Below are 14987 nucleotides of genomic sequence, written 5' to 3' on the forward strand. Positions count from 1 at the left end.
AGAGATATGACGCTCGAAAGACGCATCTGCTTTGAGGGTCCGCGGTACCGTCACGGCCTTCCACAGCCTGTCCGCAGCATATCCACAGGGCGACTATGCCGGATTCGTGAGCCCGCACGAGCCACTTGCTGCGCACAAATCCACAGGCCGCGCTCAGCCGCCGGCCTGGTCGAACATGGTGCGGCAAGCCTCGCTCAAGCTTGAGCGGTTACGGCGCAGGCAGGCCGTGATGGCGCGGACGTTGGGGATTTCGCCGGCGCAGAGCCGATAGACGTCGGGGGTGCAGGCCCGGCGCTGCTCCGGCGTGCCCTGCTGCGCCTGGGCGGCGCTGGCAAACAGCGTCAGGAACAGCCCGACCGTCGAGGCACGACGCGCCCGGCTTCTCACACCCGCAAACCGCAAGAACCTCGCCTTCATGACCGGTCTCCTGTCTGCCCTGCTCGCGCCGGCCCGCGTTGGCCGGCATGTGCAAAGAGATAGGAGGAATAAATCGCGCCGGATGTGATCTCTTTCACACTGGCGGGGCGGCGGAGGAACCTAGTGTCTCCGCGGGGATTTTCAGGAATCGCTAACCAAACCGATCTCGATCGCCCGATCGTTAAAATGCGAACGATCGGGTCAATCGGGAAACAAGCCGGCTTTGCGACAGTGCGCCATCCGCGTTCGGGAGGGTGTGATGAGCGAAGCCGAATTCAACTTGCTGCTGGATACCGTCCGCGACGCCATGATCAACGAAGATTTCGCGCCCGCGCCGGAGCAGGAATTCGTGCCCCGCTCGTGGAGCTTTCACGCGACGCCCAAGGGAAATCCGATGGCCAGAAATCCAATGGCCAGAACTCCAATGGCCGCGAATGACAATGAGGGTGCCTGGCCCCTCGTCCCCTTTCCAGACGGCTGGTACGCCGCCTGCTGAGGCGTTGTCGCTAAGACCGACGTCGTGCGGCGGCCGCGGGGTTGCCTAAACCGCTGATCCCCTATATTGCTCCGCCCTCGTTGAGGCCACGTGGCGGAGTGGTTACGCAACGGTCTGCAAAACCGTGTACACCAGTTCAATTCTGGTCGTGGCCTCCATCACAACTCCCTGATATCCGAGCATAAAACCGCCCCCAAGCGCCGGTCGTGCCGCGCCTGCGGGCATCGCCCTCACCGGGTTTGCCCGGGGTGGTTGGAACCCCCCGATTCAGGTCGCTTGGCATAAAGTTCGCATCACCTGGGTGATGCAGTCCCAACAAGCGAGCGCTGGAGAGCACGTGGGCGAGATCGTCCGACTTATCCCGAAGTCCGAGCTGGAGCGAGCTCGCCTCATTCGTGAGGCGCGCGCGATCTATGACAGCATCTTCCCGGCTTCCGCGCCCGACCAAGGGACGCAGGACGACGAGGAGAGCGTCGAGAACTAGCAGGCTGAAGTCAGGACCGTTTGCCGCGGCGGAAATCGCGTCGCCGGCCTTTCGGCGCCGGCTTTGGCGCCAGTTCCGGCATCTCGGCTTGAACCTCGCGGTAGCGCGTCAACAGCCGTTCAAAGCTCGCGTTCAGCGTCTCGGCGATGTCGGGGCGCCGCTCGAGACCGGCCAGCAGCGTTGCGGCTGCCTCGATGGTCGACAGGCCGTCCTTGCGCGGCTCCCGGCGCAGCCGCCCGTAGCGCGAGGGCTGCGCGGGATTGAGGATCACGCGCTGGCATTTCAGCATCCAGGGATTGCGCCACCACAGCGCCTTGGCCTGGCTCCAGGTGCCGTCGAGCAGCACCACACCCTCGAGCTTGCCGAGGATGGCGCGCTGGCTCTCCGCGACCTCGCCCTTGCGGTTGAGTGCAACGATCTCACCCTCCGCTTCGAGATCGGCCGCGCGGGCCGAGCCGAGATAGAGCACGGCCCAGTGCGAAGCGTTTTCAACGGGGTGACCGAGCGCCTTGGACAGGCTCGGCCAGGACAGGCCGACCCGCAGCGTCGCCTTGGGGAAATGCTTCGCAGTCAGCCGCGCAGTGCCGAGCGCCCTGTCCTGCTCCTGCGGATGCTGGAGGATCAGGAGCCCGAGGCGGCTCTCGATCGGCGTGACACTGTCGCAGATGCAGAGCGGCATCGGCTTCTGGCAGTGCGGGCATTCGGGAACAGGCTCCGGCGCTGCGGCCGTGGTTTCAGCTGGGTTGGACATGCCGCCGCTATACGCTTGAAGCGGTGCTGCAACAACCTATTCCGCCGGCGCCGCGAGTGGCTGCGGCTCGGACCGTCGGCGCAGGCGGTCGATCAAGAGGTAAATCACGGGTGTCGTGTACAGCGTCAGAATCTGCGAGACGAACAGGCCGCCGATGATGGTGATGCCAAGCGGGCGGCGCAGCTCCGTGCCGGGACCGGTCGCGACCACCAGCGGAATGCCGGCGAACAGCGCCGCCATGGTCGTCATCAGGATCGGACGGAAGCGCGCCTGGCAGGCCTCGAAGATGGCTTCCGCCGATGACAGGCCGCGCTGGCGCTCGGCATCGAGCGCGAAGTCGACCATCATGATGCCGTTCTTCTTGACGATGCCGATCAAGAGGATGATGCCGACGAAGGCGATCACCGTCAGCGGCGTGTTGGTGATTTGCAGCGCGAGCAGCGCGCCGAGGCCGGCCGAGGGCAGCGTCGAGATGATCGTGAGCGGATGGGCGAGGCTCTCATAGAGCACGCCGAGCACGATATACATCGCGACCAGCGCGCCGAGGATCAAGAGTGGTTGACGCCCGCTGGTCTTGGCGAAATCGCCGGCATTGCCGTCAAAGCTGCCGCGAATGCCCTCGGGCATGTGCAGCTCGTCGACCGCACGCTGGATGTTTTGCGTAGCGGCCTGGAGCTCCACGTCCGGCAAGGTGTTGAACGACACCGTGGTCGAGGGCACCGACTGCGAATGATAGACCGCAAGCGCAGCGAGCCCGCGCGTCGCGTGCACCACGGCGGACAGCGGCACCTGCACGCCGCCAGCGCCGGCGACATAGATGCGCTCGAGGTTGGACGGATCGACCTGGAATTTCGGATCGATCTCCAGCACGGTCATGTACTGGTTGCGCTGGGTGTAGATGATCGAGATCTGGCGCTGCGAGAAGGCGTTGTTCAGGGCATTGTCGATGTCCTGAACCTTGACGCCAAGCGCTGCTGCCTTCTGGCGGTCGATGTTCAATGTCAGCTGAAGCCCGCCGGGATCGCGGTCGCTGGAAATGTCGGTGATGCCCTCGACCGTCTCCATCCGCTTGGCCACGATCGGCGCCCACTTCTGGAGCAGGTCGAGGTCGGTGCTTGAGAGCGTGTATTGAAAGTTGGAATCGCTCTGCCGGCCGCCGGCGCGGACATCCTGGGCAGCAAACATGAAGAGACGGATGCCGGGCACGGGGAACAGTGCCTTCCGCAACCGGTCGATCACGACCTGCGTCGAGATGTGGTCGCGCTCCTCGGGCGGCTTCAGGCTGATGAACATGGTGCCGCGGTTGGAGGTCGCCGCGCCCGGGCCCCCGCCTCCGCTGCCCACGGTCGAGCCGATGCCGGCCACGGCCGGATCCTGCATCACGATGTCGGCGAGGCGCTGCTGCAGGGTCAGCATGGACTGAAACGAGATGTCGGCCGAGGCGCGCGTCGCGCCGATGACGAAGCCGGAATCATCCGTCGGGAAATAGCCCTTGGGCACCTTGACGTAGAGCATCACCGTCAGGCCGATGGTGGCGAAGAACACCAGCAGCGTCAGCAGCGGGAACTCCAGCACCGCGCGCAGGGTGCGGGTGTAGAACGAGACGATGCGCGACAGCGAGCCTTCGATCAGGCGGTCGAACAGCGTGGCGGACCCCGAAGTGGTCTGCCGGATGTAGTGGGCGCAGATCATCGGCGTGACCGTCAGCGACACCAGGGTCGAGACCACGATCGCGAAGGTCAGCGTCAGCGAGAATTCGCGCAGCAGGCGGCCGACGATGCCGTCCATGAAGATCAGCGGCGTGAACGCGGCGATCAGTGACAGGCTGATCGAGACTACGGTGAAGCCAATTTGCTTGGCGCCCTCCAGCGCCGCCTGCATCGGCCGCATGCCGTGCTCGAGATTGCGGAACATGTTCTCAATCATGACGATGGCATCGTCGACCACGAAGCCGACCGAGATCGCCAGCGCCATCAGCGACAGATTGTCGATCGAGAAGCCGGCGACCCACATCCCGGCGCAGGTGCCGGCCAGCGCCAGCGGCACCGAGATGCCGGCCGCGACCGTCGGCGTCACGCGGCGCAGGAACACGAACACCACGACCATGACCAGGACGGCGGTCGCCAGCAGCGTCCATTGCATGTCCATCACGCTGGCGCGGATCGTTGAGGTGCGATCGACCAGGGTGGAGACGTCGACGCCGGCCGGGATCCATTGTTTCAGCGCGGGGATCAGCGCCTTGACCCGGTCGACCGTGTCGATGACGTTGGCGTCGCCCTGCTTGGTGATCTGGATCAGCACCGCCGGCTGCTTGTTGAACCAGGCGATCGAGCGCGCGTTGCGGACGGAATCCTCGATGTCGGCGACGTCGGAGAGCCGGACGAAATTTCCGTTCGAGCTCTTGATGACGATGTCGCGGAATTCCTTGGCCGTGCGCATCTGCCTGTTCAGCGACAGCGTCTCGCTCTGGCGCTCGCCGTTGAAGATGCCGACGGGACCGAGGGGATTGGCGTTGATGATGGCGGTCCGGACGTTGTCGGTCGCGATCCCCGCATTCGACAGCGCGACCGGGTTGAGCTGGATCCGCACCGCCGGCTGGTCGGCGCCGCTCACGGTCACGTCGCCCACGCCCGGCACCTGCGAGATGCGCTGCGCCAGCACCGTGTCGGCGACGTCGTAGATGGCGCTGGCGGACAGCGTCTTGGAGGTCAGCGCGAGCACGAAGACGGGCGCGCCGGCCGTGTTCGCCTTGCGGAAGCGCGGCAGCGCCGGCAGATCGCTCGGCAGGTCGACCAGCGCGGCGTTGATGGCGGCCTGAACGTCGCGCGCGGCCTTGTCGATGTTGCGACCGATGTCGAACTGGAGCTGGATGTTCGCCGTGCCGAGCGATGAGGTCGACGTGATCTGGTTGATGCCTGCGATTTCGCCGAGCCGCCGCTCCAGCGGCGCAGCCACGGTTGCAGCCATCACCGACGGATCGGCCCCGGGGCGGTTCGCCGAGACGAAGATGGCGGGGAAGTCGACATTCGGAACCGAGGCGACGGGCAGGAACTCGTAGGCGACGCCCCCCAGCAGGAACAGCCCGATCGACAGCAGCGTGGTCGCGACGGGGCGGCGGATGAAGGGCTCAGAGATCGATACCATCACTGCATCCCCTCGGTCGCGCCGGCCGTGGGCGGCGCGTCGGGCTCGGGCGGCGGCAGCGCCTGCTCGAGGCGGCGGTTGATGCGGTCGAGCGCGAGGTAGATCACGGGCGTGGTGTAGAGCGTCAGCAGCTGGCTCAGCAGCAGGCCGCCGATGATGGAGATGCCGAGCGGAAAGCGCAGCTCGGCGCCGGTGCCGCTCTCGATCGCCAGCGGCAGCGCGCCGAACAGCGCGGCCAGTGTCGTCATCATGATCGGGCGGAAGCGCAACAGACAGGCCTGCACGATCGCCTCATGCGCCGGCATGCCCTGCCCGCGCTCGGCCTCCAGAGCGAAGTCGATCATCATGATCGCGTTCTTCTTGACGATGCCCATCAGCAGGATGATGCCGATCAGGCCGATGACCGAGAGATCCTGTCCGCACAGGATCAGCGCCAGGATGGCGCCAACGCCGGCCGAGGGCAGTGTCGAGAGGATCGTGATCGGGTGGATGTAGCTCTCGTAGAGCACGCCCAGCACGATGTAGATCGTGATCACGGCGGCGAGCAACAGCCAGGGCTGGCCGGCGAGCGCCTTGGCGAACTCGGCGGCATCGCCGGCATAGACGCCGACGATGCTGTTGGGCATCTCGATCCGGGTCTCGATCGCCTTGACCGCCTCGACGGCGTCGCCGAGCGCGGCGCCCGGCGCGAGGTTGAAGCTGAGCGAGATCGCCGGGAATTGCGCCTGGTGCGAGATTGCAAGCGGCGCCGTGGTGCGCTTCAGCGTGGCTACCGCATCGAGCGGCACCTGGGCGTTTGGCGCGCCGACGAGGGCGCTGCTGGCGCCGCCCGGCAGGTACAGTTTTGACAGGATCGAGGGATCACGCTGGTACATCGGCAGCGCCTCCAGCACCACGCGGTACTGGTTGGCCTGGCCGTAGATGGTCGAGATCTGCCGCTGGGCAAAGGCGTCGTTCAGCGTGTCGGTGATGGCTTGCAGGCTGACACCGAGCTGGCCGGCGCGGGTGCGGTCGACGTCGAGCTGCGCGCGCAGGCCGCCTTCCTGGGCTTCCGAGGAGACGTCGCGGAACAGGGGATCGCGCCGCATCTCGTCGACGAGCTTCTTCGCCCATTCCGACACCAGCGTCGCGTCGGTCCCGGTCAACGTGTACTGGTATTGCGAGCGGCTCGACTGGGTCGATATCTGCACGTCCTGCACCGGCTGGAAGTAGACGGTCATGCCGGGGATACCGGAGACCTTGTCCTTCAACCGGGCAATGACCGCGCTGACATCGTCGCGCCGCTCGCCGCGCGGCTTCAGCGTCATGACGAGGCGCCCGACATTGGTGGTCGGGTTGACCGAGCCCGCGCCGATCACCGAGACCACGCCGGTTACGTCAGGATCGGCCTTGATGGCGTCGGCGGCGTCGGCCTGCCGCTTTTGCATCTCTCCGAAAGACACATCGGGCCCGGCTTCCGTCACCGCCGTGATCGAGGCGGTGTCCTGCAGCGGCAGAAAACCCTTGGGCGCGACGACGTAGAGGACCAGGGTCGCGGCCAGCGTCGCAAAGGTCACGACCAGCGTGGTGCGCTGATGCCGCAACACCACGAGCAGCGTGCGGTGGTAGAACTCGACGGTACGGTCGATGAAGCGGCTGACGGCGGCCAGCCCCGGCACCGCGAACTCCTCATGGGCGTGCTTAAGCAGCCGCGAGCACATCATCGGCGTCAGCGTCAGCGACACCACGGCCGAGGTCACCACCGCGATCGTCAAGGTCAGTGCGAATTCGCGGAACATGCGGCCCACGAGGCCTGACATGAACAGCAGCGGAATGAACACTGCGATCAGCGACACCGTCAGTGAGATCACGGTGAAGCCGATCTCGCTGGCGCCCTTCAGCGAGGCCTGCATCGCGCTGTCGCCGTTCTCCATGTGGCGGACGATGTTCTCGATCATGACGATGGCATCGTCGACGACGAAGCCGGTGCCGATCGTGAGCGCCATCAGCGACAGGTTGTCGAGGCTGAAGCCGGCAAAATACATGATGCCGAAGCTCGTGATCAGCGACAGCGGCAGCGCGACGCCCGCGATCAGCGTGGCGCGCAGCGAGCGCAGGAACAACAGCACCACCAGCGTCACTAGCACCACGCTGAGGACCAGCGTGAACTGCACGTCGTGGACCGAGGCGCGAATGGTGACGGTGCGGTCGGAGACGATGGTCAGGTTCACGCCGGCCGGAATCGCACGCTGGACTTTCGGGATCTCGGCGCGGATCTGGCTGACGACGTCGATGACGTTGGCGCCGGGCTGGCGCTGGATGTCGATGATGACGGCCGGCGTGCCCTGGTACCAGCCGCCGGTGCGGTCGTTCTCGAGCCCGTCGACGATCTGGGCGACGTCGGCGATCGTGACCGGCGAACCGTTGCGATAGGCGATGATGATGGGACGGTAGGCCTCCGCGGCGGCGATCTGGTCGTTGGCCGCGATGGTGTAGGCTTGCTGGGCGCCGTCGAGCGAGCCCTTCGGCCCGGAGACGTTGGCATTGGCGATGGCGGCGCGCAGATCTTCCATCGCGATGCCGTAGGCAGCGAGCCGCGCCAGGTCCGCCTGGATGCGCACGGCCGGCTTCAGCCCGCCGAGCACGGACACACGGCCGACGCCGGAGATCTGGCTCAGCCGCTGCGCCAGCAGCGTATCCGCAATGTCGCTCATCGCGCGGAGCGAGATCGTGTCCGAGCGCAGCGCCAGCGTCATGACCGGCGCGTCCGCCGGGTTCACCTTGGCGTAGGTCGGCGGATACGGCAGCGTCTTCGGCAAGACGCCTGCGGCCGCGTTGATCGCGGCCTGCACGTCCTGGGTCGCGCCGTCGATGTCGCGGTTGAGGTCGAACTGCAGCGAGATCTGGCTGACGCCGAACGAGCTCGTCGAGTTCATCGCCGTCAGCGACGGAATCTGCCCGAGCTGCCGCTCCAGGGGCGCAGTGATCAGCGAGGCGATCACGTCGGGGCTCGCGCCGGGCAACTGCGTCGAGACCTGCACGGTCGGGAAATCGACCTGCGGCAGCGCCGAGACCGGCAGCGCGAAATAGCCGAGCGCCCCGCCGATCAGCAGGGCAATGCCGAGCAGCGAGGTCGCGATCGGCCGGCGGATGAAGGGTTCGGAGACACCCATGAGATGCGCCTGCCGCTCAGGCGGCTGTTGCCGGGATCATGGCTGCTTGGCTCCAGGTCCCGATGGTTGAGCCCCCGGCCCCGGCGCCGGGCCCGTCTGGCCCTTCTGGTCGCCCTCACTGCTGCTCCGCTTGGCGCGGTGCTCGCCGTCCTTGCCCTGTCCGTCCTTCTGGCCGTCCGGCGCGCGCGTGCGCTTGCGCGGGGCGAGATCGGCCGACGGCGTCTGCTCGTCGCGGCCAATGATGACCTTGGAGCCGTCAGACAGATTGGCGAAGCCCGTGGTGACGACCTTGTCGTTCGCGGTGAGGCCGCTGGCAATGACCGCATCATGCTCGTTCTGCTGCGTCACCGTCACGGGCTTGGCCGAGACGATGTCGCCCTCGCCGATGACATAGCTGAACGTGCCGATCGGTCCGCGCTGTACCGCCGATGTCGGCACCACCAGCGCCTGCGACAGGGTTTCGACCTTGAGGCGGACATTGACGAACTGGCCGGGCCAAAGCTGGTAGTTGGCGTTGGGGAATTCGGCCTTGAGCTTGAGCGTGCCGGTGGTCTGGTCGACCTGGTTGTCGATGCCGGTGAGCTTGCCGGTGTCGATCACGGTGACGCCGTCATTGCCGAACACGTCGACCGCGAGCACGCCTTTGGCGGCGGCAGCATTGACGCGCATGATCTGCTGCTGCGGCAGGCTGAACCACACCGCGATCGGCTGCAATTGCGTGATGACGACGAGGCCGGTGGTGTCGGCGGCGTGGATGATGTTGCCCTGGTCGACCTGGCGCAGGCCGGCACGGCCTGACAGCGGCGCCACGATCTTGGTGTAGCTCAGCGTCGCCGCCGCATTGTCGATCGACGCCTGGTCGGCCTTGACCAGCGCCTCGGTCTGCGCGACCGCCGCGCGCTGGGTGTCGGCCTGCTGCTTCGAGCCGGCATTGGACGCCGCGAGCTGCTCGTAGCGCGTCAGATCGATGCGCTGATTGGCGAGCTGGGCTTCGTCCTGGGCCTTCTTGGCGACGGCCTGGTCATAGGTCGCCTGGTAGAGCGCCGGGTCGATCTCGCCGAGCACGTCGCCCTTCTTGACGTCCTGGCCTTCCGTGAACTTCACCGCGATCAGCTTGCCGTCGACCTGCGAGCGCACGGTGACCGTGTTGAGCGCGCGGATCGCGCCGACGCCGTCGAGATAGACCGGCACGTCCTGGACCTTGGGCGTCGCCGCCAGCACCGGCACCGGCAGATCGGGCCTCTGCTGGTTGCGACCGTTCCCCGCCTGCTGCGGCTGCTGGTGCATCACGGTCCAGCCGAGATAGCCGAGGCCGCCGAGGATCGCGAGCGTGATCAGGGTCATGACGAAGCCGCGGCCGCGCGACTTTTTCGCCGTCCCGGCTTTCGCGTTGTCCTTCATATCCGGCTTAAAGAGCATTGACCGGTTTCTCCATTCGCGGCTCCCAGCCGCCGCCGAGCGCCTGATACAGGCTGACAATGGCAAGAAGGCGTGCGAGCTGCGCCTGCGCCAGCGTGTCTTCGGCCTGGAATAGCGTCAGCTGGGTGTTGAGCACGGTCACGATATCGGCGGTGCCGGCACGCAATTGCTGCTCGGCGAGGTCGAAGGCGCGCTGCGAGGCGTTGACGACATCGCGCTGCAATTGCAGCTTGATCGTGGTCTGCTTGATCGAGAACAGCGCGTTGTCGACGTCGGTGAAGGCCTGGACGATGGTCTTGCGGTAGGTCTGGAGCAACTCCTCCTGCCGCGCCTTGGCGTACTCGAAATTGCCGAGGATCTTGCCGCCGTCGAAGATCGGCTGGGTTGCGCTGCCGACCAGCTGGAAGAACGCCGCATGCGGCTGAAATAGCGACACCAGTGCCGAGCTCTGATAACCGCCATTGCCGGTGAGCTGGATGGTCGGGAAAAACTGCGCGCGGGCGTTGCCGATATTGGCGGTCGCCGAGGCGAGCTGCGCTTCCTGCCGGCGGATGTCGGGCCGCTGCGTCAGCAGCTCCGACGGCAGCCCCGGGGTGACGCGCGGGATCGCGATCCGGTCCAGCGAGCCGCCCGCGACGCGCACGCTCTCCGGTGGCCGCGACACCAGCACCGCCAGCGCATTGGTGTTCTGGTCGAGCGTCTGCCGCAGTGGCGGCACCAGCGCCTTCTGGTTGGCCAGCACGCTCTCCTGCTGGGCGACGTCGAGATCGGTGCCGGTGCCGGCCTTGCGGCGCTCGCGGATGGCATCGAGGATGCGCTGCGCGCTCGCAATATTGCGCTGGGCGGTGCGCAAGCGATCCTGCGAGGACAGCACCTGGAAATAGGCATTGGCGACGGCTGCGAGCGTCGTTAGCGCGACGGTGTCGCGGTCGAACCGGCTGGCATTGGCGGTCTCCTCCGCCGTCTGCAGCGCGTCGCGGTTCTGGCCCCAGAAATCGAGCTGGTAGCTGGCGCTCAGCGACGCGGAGTAGTTGACAACCTCACGGCCGCCATTGGTCAGGCCCGATGCGCTCGAGCCGGATGTGCGCGAATAGGTCTCCGAACCGCCTCCCGACAGGCTCGGCAACAGCGCTGCGCCCGCCTGGCGCGCCTGGGCGTCAGCTTCGACAATCCGCGAGACCGCGGCGGCGATGTCGAGGTTGACGGTCTGCGCCTCCTCCATCAGCTGCGTCAGTTCAGTCGAGCGGAAGCCGCGCCACCAATCCAGCGTCGGCGGCGCGTCCGCCTTCCCGGCATACTTGTATTGCGTGGGGACATCGAGCGCGGGATCTGGAAGGTCCTGGGTCAGCACACAGGCGCCCGAGCTCGACGCCAGGCAGACCACGGCGAACGTACGCAGCGTTTGGGACGCAAGCTCGAGGAAGTGCCGCTTGGCGACGGCCGGAACCCGCTGTGTCACATCCACCCCCTGCCGGGCAGATCACACCGCCACCGCGCGGCCGGATTAGCCGATTCGCGGACGGACGGCCGGAGGCCTTTCTGTAACTCGTTCACGGCGTGATGCTTTCTGCGGGACCTGAGATTCATCCTAGCCGGGCGCGGAACTGCGGGACAGTCCCGCACCTGCGAAAAGCACACCTGATCGCCCCCGGGGTCTGGACGATGAAAATACAAAAAACCACTGTCTTGCAGCGGCTTTTTGATTTGTCGCGTCATTCCGAAGCGCGTTCAAGCTTACCAAGATTTCATGTGATATTGCGGCCACACTGGCCGCGAGACCAGCAAAGGCGGCCTTTGCTCCACTGAAACCTGCGCCGCAACGGACCGTAGCTTGTTTCACACAAGGCAGGACACTTTCAGACATGCGCATCGCGGTCGTCCGCGGCGAAACCATCTTGGCGGCTGGCAAATCGCACAGCTATATTACCAGTCGCTGACCGCATGCAGGGCGCGCTCGGGTCTGGCGACATGGTGAGTTGGGCGCGGCCGGCTTGCTGTCGGACAATATCCGTTCAATTGATGGATTTTCCGATGTCGAATGCCATCTCGGTGACGCCCGAGACTGTGGAGACAACGCTCGCCGATCTGCCACGCATCGTCCGACTTGCGGTTGCCTTCGGCTCCCGGCTCAGGCGCGGAACGCTTGACGTCACCCTGCCCGACGGGCGCTTGATCCGGATGGGCGGACAGGAGCCGGGACCGAAGGCCGCGATGCGCCTGCACAATTACAGCTTTGCCGCGCGCCTGATCAATGGCGGCGATATCGGCATCGCGGAAGCCTATCTCGGCGGTGATTGGGATACGCCGGACCTGACGCAATTTCTCTACCTGTTCTGCGTCAACCACGATCTGATCCAGGCCATGCTGCGCGACAAGCCGCTGATGCGGTTCGTGCAGACGGTGCAGCACTGGTTCAACCGCAACACCCGTCGCCAGGCCCGGCGCAACATTCACGCCCATTACGACATCGGCAATGCGTTCTATTCGGCGTGGCTCGATCCGAGCATGACCTATTCGTCGGCGCTGTTCGAGGGCTCGAGCACAAACCTCGCGGCCGCGCAGACCAACAAATATCGCCGTCTCGCCGAGGCGCTCGACCTGAAGCCGGGCCAGAAGCTGCTCGAGATCGGCTGCGGCTGGGGCGGCTTCGCCGAATTCGCCGCCAAGACTTTTGGTGCACGCGTCGTTGGCCTCACCATCTCGACCGAGCAGCGTGACTTCGCGCGCAAGCGCATCCACGAGGCGGGCCTCGCCGAGAAGGTCGATATCCGACTGCAGGATTATCGCGACGAGCGGGATCGCTACGACCGGATCGCATCGATCGAGATGATCGAGGCTGTCGGCGAGCGGTTCTGGCCGCGCTATTTCGCCCAGCTGCGCGACCGGCTGCTGCCGGGCGGGCTTGCCGGCATCCAGGCCATCACGATCCAGGACCGGCTCTTCCAGGGCTACCGGCGCGAGGTCGACTTCATCCAGCGCTACGTCTTTCCCGGCGGCATGCTGCCCTCGCCCGCGGTGCTGAAGTCGCTCGGGGACCGATTCAACGTCCCCGTCATCGGCGAGCGCATCTTCGGGCAAGATTATGCCAAGACGCTTGCCACCTGGCGCGATAATTTTCGCGCGGCTTGGCCGGGCTTGGTGCCGCTCGGCTTTGACGACCGGTTCCGGCGGCTGTGGGAGTACTACCTCGCCTATTGCGAGGCCGGATTCCTGTCCGGCAATATCGACGTCCGGCAGGTCATCTTCGCAAAGCAGCAATAAGAGTTTGCCGGCCCGCCTTGCAAGGGTCGCTTGTAAGGCCGGCGGCCCTACTTTAGGGTCTCGATGACTTCACGCATCCAGCCGGTAATTGCCTGACATGACCACCAAAAACGACGTTGTCGAAGCCATCGGCAACACCCCGCTCATCAAGCTCAAGCGCGCCTCCGAGCTGACCGGCTGCACCATTCTCGGCAAGGCCGAGTTCATGAATCCCGGCCAGTCGGTCAAGGACCGCGCCGGCAAATGGATGATTCAGGAAGCCGAGAAACGCGGCGAGCTGAAGCCGGGCGGCCTCGTGGTGGAAGCGACCGCCGGCAACACCGGCATCGGGCTGGCGGTGGTCGCGAGCGCGCGCGGCTATCGCACGCTGATCGTGATCCCGGAGACGCAGAGCCAGGAGAAGAAGGATTTTCTGAAGCTGTGCGGCGCCGAGCTTTTGGAATCGCCGGCACTGCCCTATTCCAATCCGAACAACTACCAGCATGTCGGCCGCCGCCTTGCCGACGAGCTGCGCAAGACCGAGCCGAACGGCGTGTTGTTCGCCGACCAGTGGAACAACCTCGACAACGCAAAGGCGCATTACGACTCGACCGGCCCCGAGATCTGGGAGCAGACCAGCGGCAAGGTCGACGGCTTCGTCTGCTCGGTCGGCAGCGGCGGCACGCTCGCCGGTGTCAGCCGCTACCTGAAAGAGAAGAACAAGGACATCCGGATCGCCTGCGCCGATCCGCACGGAGCCGGCATGTTTGAATACTTCAGGACCGGCGAAGCCAAGGCAACGCCGGGCGACTCCATCACGGAAGGCATCGGGCTCGGCCGGAAAACCGCGATCGTCGAGAGCGCCAAGGTCGATGACGCCTATCTCATTCCCGATGCGGAAGCCGTCACGGTGATCTACGAGCTGCTCCAGCACGAAGGCCTCTGCCTCGGCGGGTCCACCGGCATCAACATCGTCGGCGCGATGAGGCTCGCCAAGCAGCTCGGACCCGGCAAGACCATCGTCACCATTCTCTGCGATTCCGGCAGCCGCTATCAGTCAAAGCTGTTCAACGCCGACTTCATGCGCGCCAAGAACCTGCCGGTGCCGGAATGGCTGGAGAAGCGCAGCAACGTCAAGCTGCCGTTCGTCTAGCTCCAGGCTCTCAGCTCCAAGTTGGGCGCGCCGTGCCTTGCGACACGCGCGCAAGGCGCTGGTCCGATGTCGACGGCTTGCCGGCTGCGCGCGCGGGCGGCTCGAACGGGTTGGTGTAAGAGCCCTCGTTGTCGGCGCCCGGCCAGAAGGTGAGCGCCAGCAGCAGAGCGAGATTGACCAGCCCGCCGAGCATCGTGCCCTGATGCTCCTGACCGATCGCCCAGGCCGAAAACCGGCCTGCCGCCACATGATCCACGATCATGAGCGCGATCCAGGCCGGGATCACGCAGACCGGATCCCAGCCGATGTCGCGGATGCGCATCGATTGCAGCGTGAAGGTCACAACGCCGAAGAACACCACCGCCGCAATGATGGCCCAGTTTCGGGTGAGATCTTCGGGATGGACCATGCTCGGTGATGTCGTGCGCAACGCGGCCATTGCGATCGCAAAACAGATCGCGGTCATCACGATCGCCAGCGCGACCGTGGCCAGAAAGAAATGCAGGCGCCCAAGGCGGGCATTGAGGCCGAACACGAAGCCGAGCATGCGACACATCCCCTTTTTGGGGCGTTATGCGCAGAAAGAGCTTTCGAACGCGTGAAGCGGCGGGGTGTCGAAAGGTGTTATGGTTTTTAGCTGGCGATGAAATTGCGTAAAAGTTTACGCTTCGGCGCGGTCGTGCGGCGGTGTGGTAGGGTGGGCAAAGCGCAGAGACTGGGCAAGAATCTCG

At 65.5% G+C, this 14987-nt stretch carries 11 protein-coding genes and 1 tRNA gene; 5 read left to right on the forward strand and 7 right to left on the reverse strand.

Annotated features, from left to right (window positions below):
- Positions 1-153 precede the first annotated feature (153 nt).
- Positions 154-417 carry a hypothetical protein gene (locus FXB38_RS18225; protein ID WP_148752321.1) on the reverse strand — a complete coding sequence of 88 codons (264 nt, stop codon included), beginning with the start codon at positions 415-417 and terminating at the stop codon, positions 154-156.
- Positions 418-676: 259 nt separating this feature from the next.
- Here FXB38_RS18225 and FXB38_RS18230 point away from each other — a divergent pair, with 259 nt between their 5' ends.
- From FXB38_RS18230 to FXB38_RS42795, 3 genes are all read left to right on the forward strand, one after another.
- Positions 677-913, forward strand: coding sequence for a hypothetical protein (locus tag FXB38_RS18230; protein WP_148752323.1), 237 nt, complete (start codon positions 677-679; stop codon positions 911-913).
- An 84-nt stretch (positions 914-997) separates the two neighbouring features.
- Positions 998-1071, forward strand: a tRNA-Cys gene (locus FXB38_RS18235).
- A 179-nt stretch (positions 1072-1250) separates the two neighbouring features.
- Positions 1251-1397: a hypothetical protein gene (locus tag FXB38_RS42795; protein WP_187434964.1), complete on the forward strand. Its 147-nt coding sequence runs from the start codon at positions 1251-1253 to the stop codon at positions 1395-1397.
- 10 nt (positions 1398-1407) lie between these two features.
- Here the strand turns inward: FXB38_RS42795 and FXB38_RS18240 are convergent, their stop codons facing one another.
- The 5 genes from FXB38_RS18240 to FXB38_RS18260 are packed head-to-tail and all read right to left on the reverse strand — an operon-like array spanning position 1408 to position 11328.
- Positions 1408-2148 (reverse strand): tRNA-uridine aminocarboxypropyltransferase, encoded by a 741-nt coding sequence (locus FXB38_RS18240; protein WP_148752325.1) that lies wholly within the window; start codon positions 2146-2148, stop codon positions 1408-1410.
- A 36-nt stretch (positions 2149-2184) separates the two neighbouring features.
- On the reverse strand, positions 2185-5292 hold the full coding sequence (locus FXB38_RS18245) for an efflux RND transporter permease subunit (protein WP_148752326.1): 3108 nt from the start codon (positions 5290-5292) through the stop codon (positions 2185-2187).
- On the reverse strand, positions 5292-8444 hold the full coding sequence (locus FXB38_RS18250) for an efflux RND transporter permease subunit (RefSeq protein WP_148752328.1): 3153 nt from the start codon (positions 8442-8444) through the stop codon (positions 5292-5294). Before FXB38_RS18250 ends, FXB38_RS18245 begins: the two co-directional genes overlap by 1 nt.
- Before the next feature lie 36 nt (positions 8445-8480).
- A complete protein-coding gene (locus tag FXB38_RS18255; RefSeq protein WP_148752330.1) occupies positions 8481-9863 on the reverse strand; it encodes an efflux RND transporter periplasmic adaptor subunit in 1383 nt (460 codons plus the stop codon).
- Positions 9853-11328 carry an efflux transporter outer membrane subunit gene (locus tag FXB38_RS18260; RefSeq protein ID WP_148752332.1) on the reverse strand — a complete coding sequence of 492 codons (1476 nt, stop codon included), beginning with the start codon at positions 11326-11328 and terminating at the stop codon, positions 9853-9855. The genes FXB38_RS18255 and FXB38_RS18260 overlap by 11 nt, the downstream gene beginning before the upstream one ends.
- A gap of 566 nt (positions 11329-11894) precedes the next feature.
- Here FXB38_RS18260 and FXB38_RS18265 point away from each other — a divergent pair.
- Positions 11895-13124, forward strand: coding sequence for an SAM-dependent methyltransferase (locus FXB38_RS18265; protein ID WP_148752334.1), 1230 nt, complete (start codon positions 11895-11897; stop codon positions 13122-13124).
- A gap of 97 nt (positions 13125-13221) precedes the next feature.
- Positions 13222-14256 carry a cysteine synthase A gene (locus tag FXB38_RS18270; RefSeq protein ID WP_148752336.1) on the forward strand — a complete coding sequence of 345 codons (1035 nt, stop codon included), beginning with the start codon at positions 13222-13224 and terminating at the stop codon, positions 14254-14256.
- Between the two features lie 10 nt (positions 14257-14266).
- Here FXB38_RS18270 and FXB38_RS18275 read toward each other — a convergent pair whose 3' ends face one another.
- Positions 14267-14803, reverse strand: a complete 537-nt coding sequence (locus FXB38_RS18275) for a DUF805 domain-containing protein (RefSeq protein ID WP_148752338.1) — start codon at positions 14801-14803, stop codon at positions 14267-14269.
- Positions 14804-14987 lie beyond the last annotated feature (184 nt).

The organism is Bradyrhizobium cytisi (assembly GCF_008123515.1).
Classification (GTDB): Bacteria; Pseudomonadota; Alphaproteobacteria; order Rhizobiales; family Xanthobacteraceae; genus Bradyrhizobium; species Bradyrhizobium cytisi.

What these genes read in the sequence shown, in the direction of transcription:
- FXB38_RS18275 (WP_148752338.1), bottom strand. Translation starts at nt 14,803, where the DNA reads ATGCTCGGCTTCGTGTTCGGCCTCAATGCCCGCCTTGGGCGCCTGCAT.
- FXB38_RS18230 (WP_148752323.1), top strand. Translation starts at nt 677, where the DNA reads ATGAGCGAAGCCGAATTCAACTTGCTGCTGGATACCGTCCGCGACGCC.
- FXB38_RS18270 (WP_148752336.1), top strand. Translation starts at nt 13,222, where the DNA reads ATGACCACCAAAAACGACGTTGTCGAAGCCATCGGCAACACCCCGCTC.
- FXB38_RS18225 (WP_148752321.1), bottom strand. Translation starts at nt 417, where the DNA reads ATGAAGGCGAGGTTCTTGCGGTTTGCGGGTGTGAGAAGCCGGGCGCGT.
- FXB38_RS18240 (WP_148752325.1), bottom strand. Translation starts at nt 2,148, where the DNA reads ATGTCCAACCCAGCTGAAACCACGGCCGCAGCGCCGGAGCCTGTTCCC.
- FXB38_RS18245 (WP_148752326.1), bottom strand. Translation starts at nt 5,292, where the DNA reads ATGGTATCGATCTCTGAGCCCTTCATCCGCCGCCCCGTCGCGACCACG.
- FXB38_RS18250 (WP_148752328.1), bottom strand. Translation starts at nt 8,444, where the DNA reads ATGGGTGTCTCCGAACCCTTCATCCGCCGGCCGATCGCGACCTCGCTG.
- FXB38_RS18265 (WP_148752334.1), top strand. Translation starts at nt 11,895, where the DNA reads ATGTCGAATGCCATCTCGGTGACGCCCGAGACTGTGGAGACAACGCTC.
- FXB38_RS18255 (WP_148752330.1), bottom strand. Translation starts at nt 9,863, where the DNA reads ATGCTCTTTAAGCCGGATATGAAGGACAACGCGAAAGCCGGGACGGCG.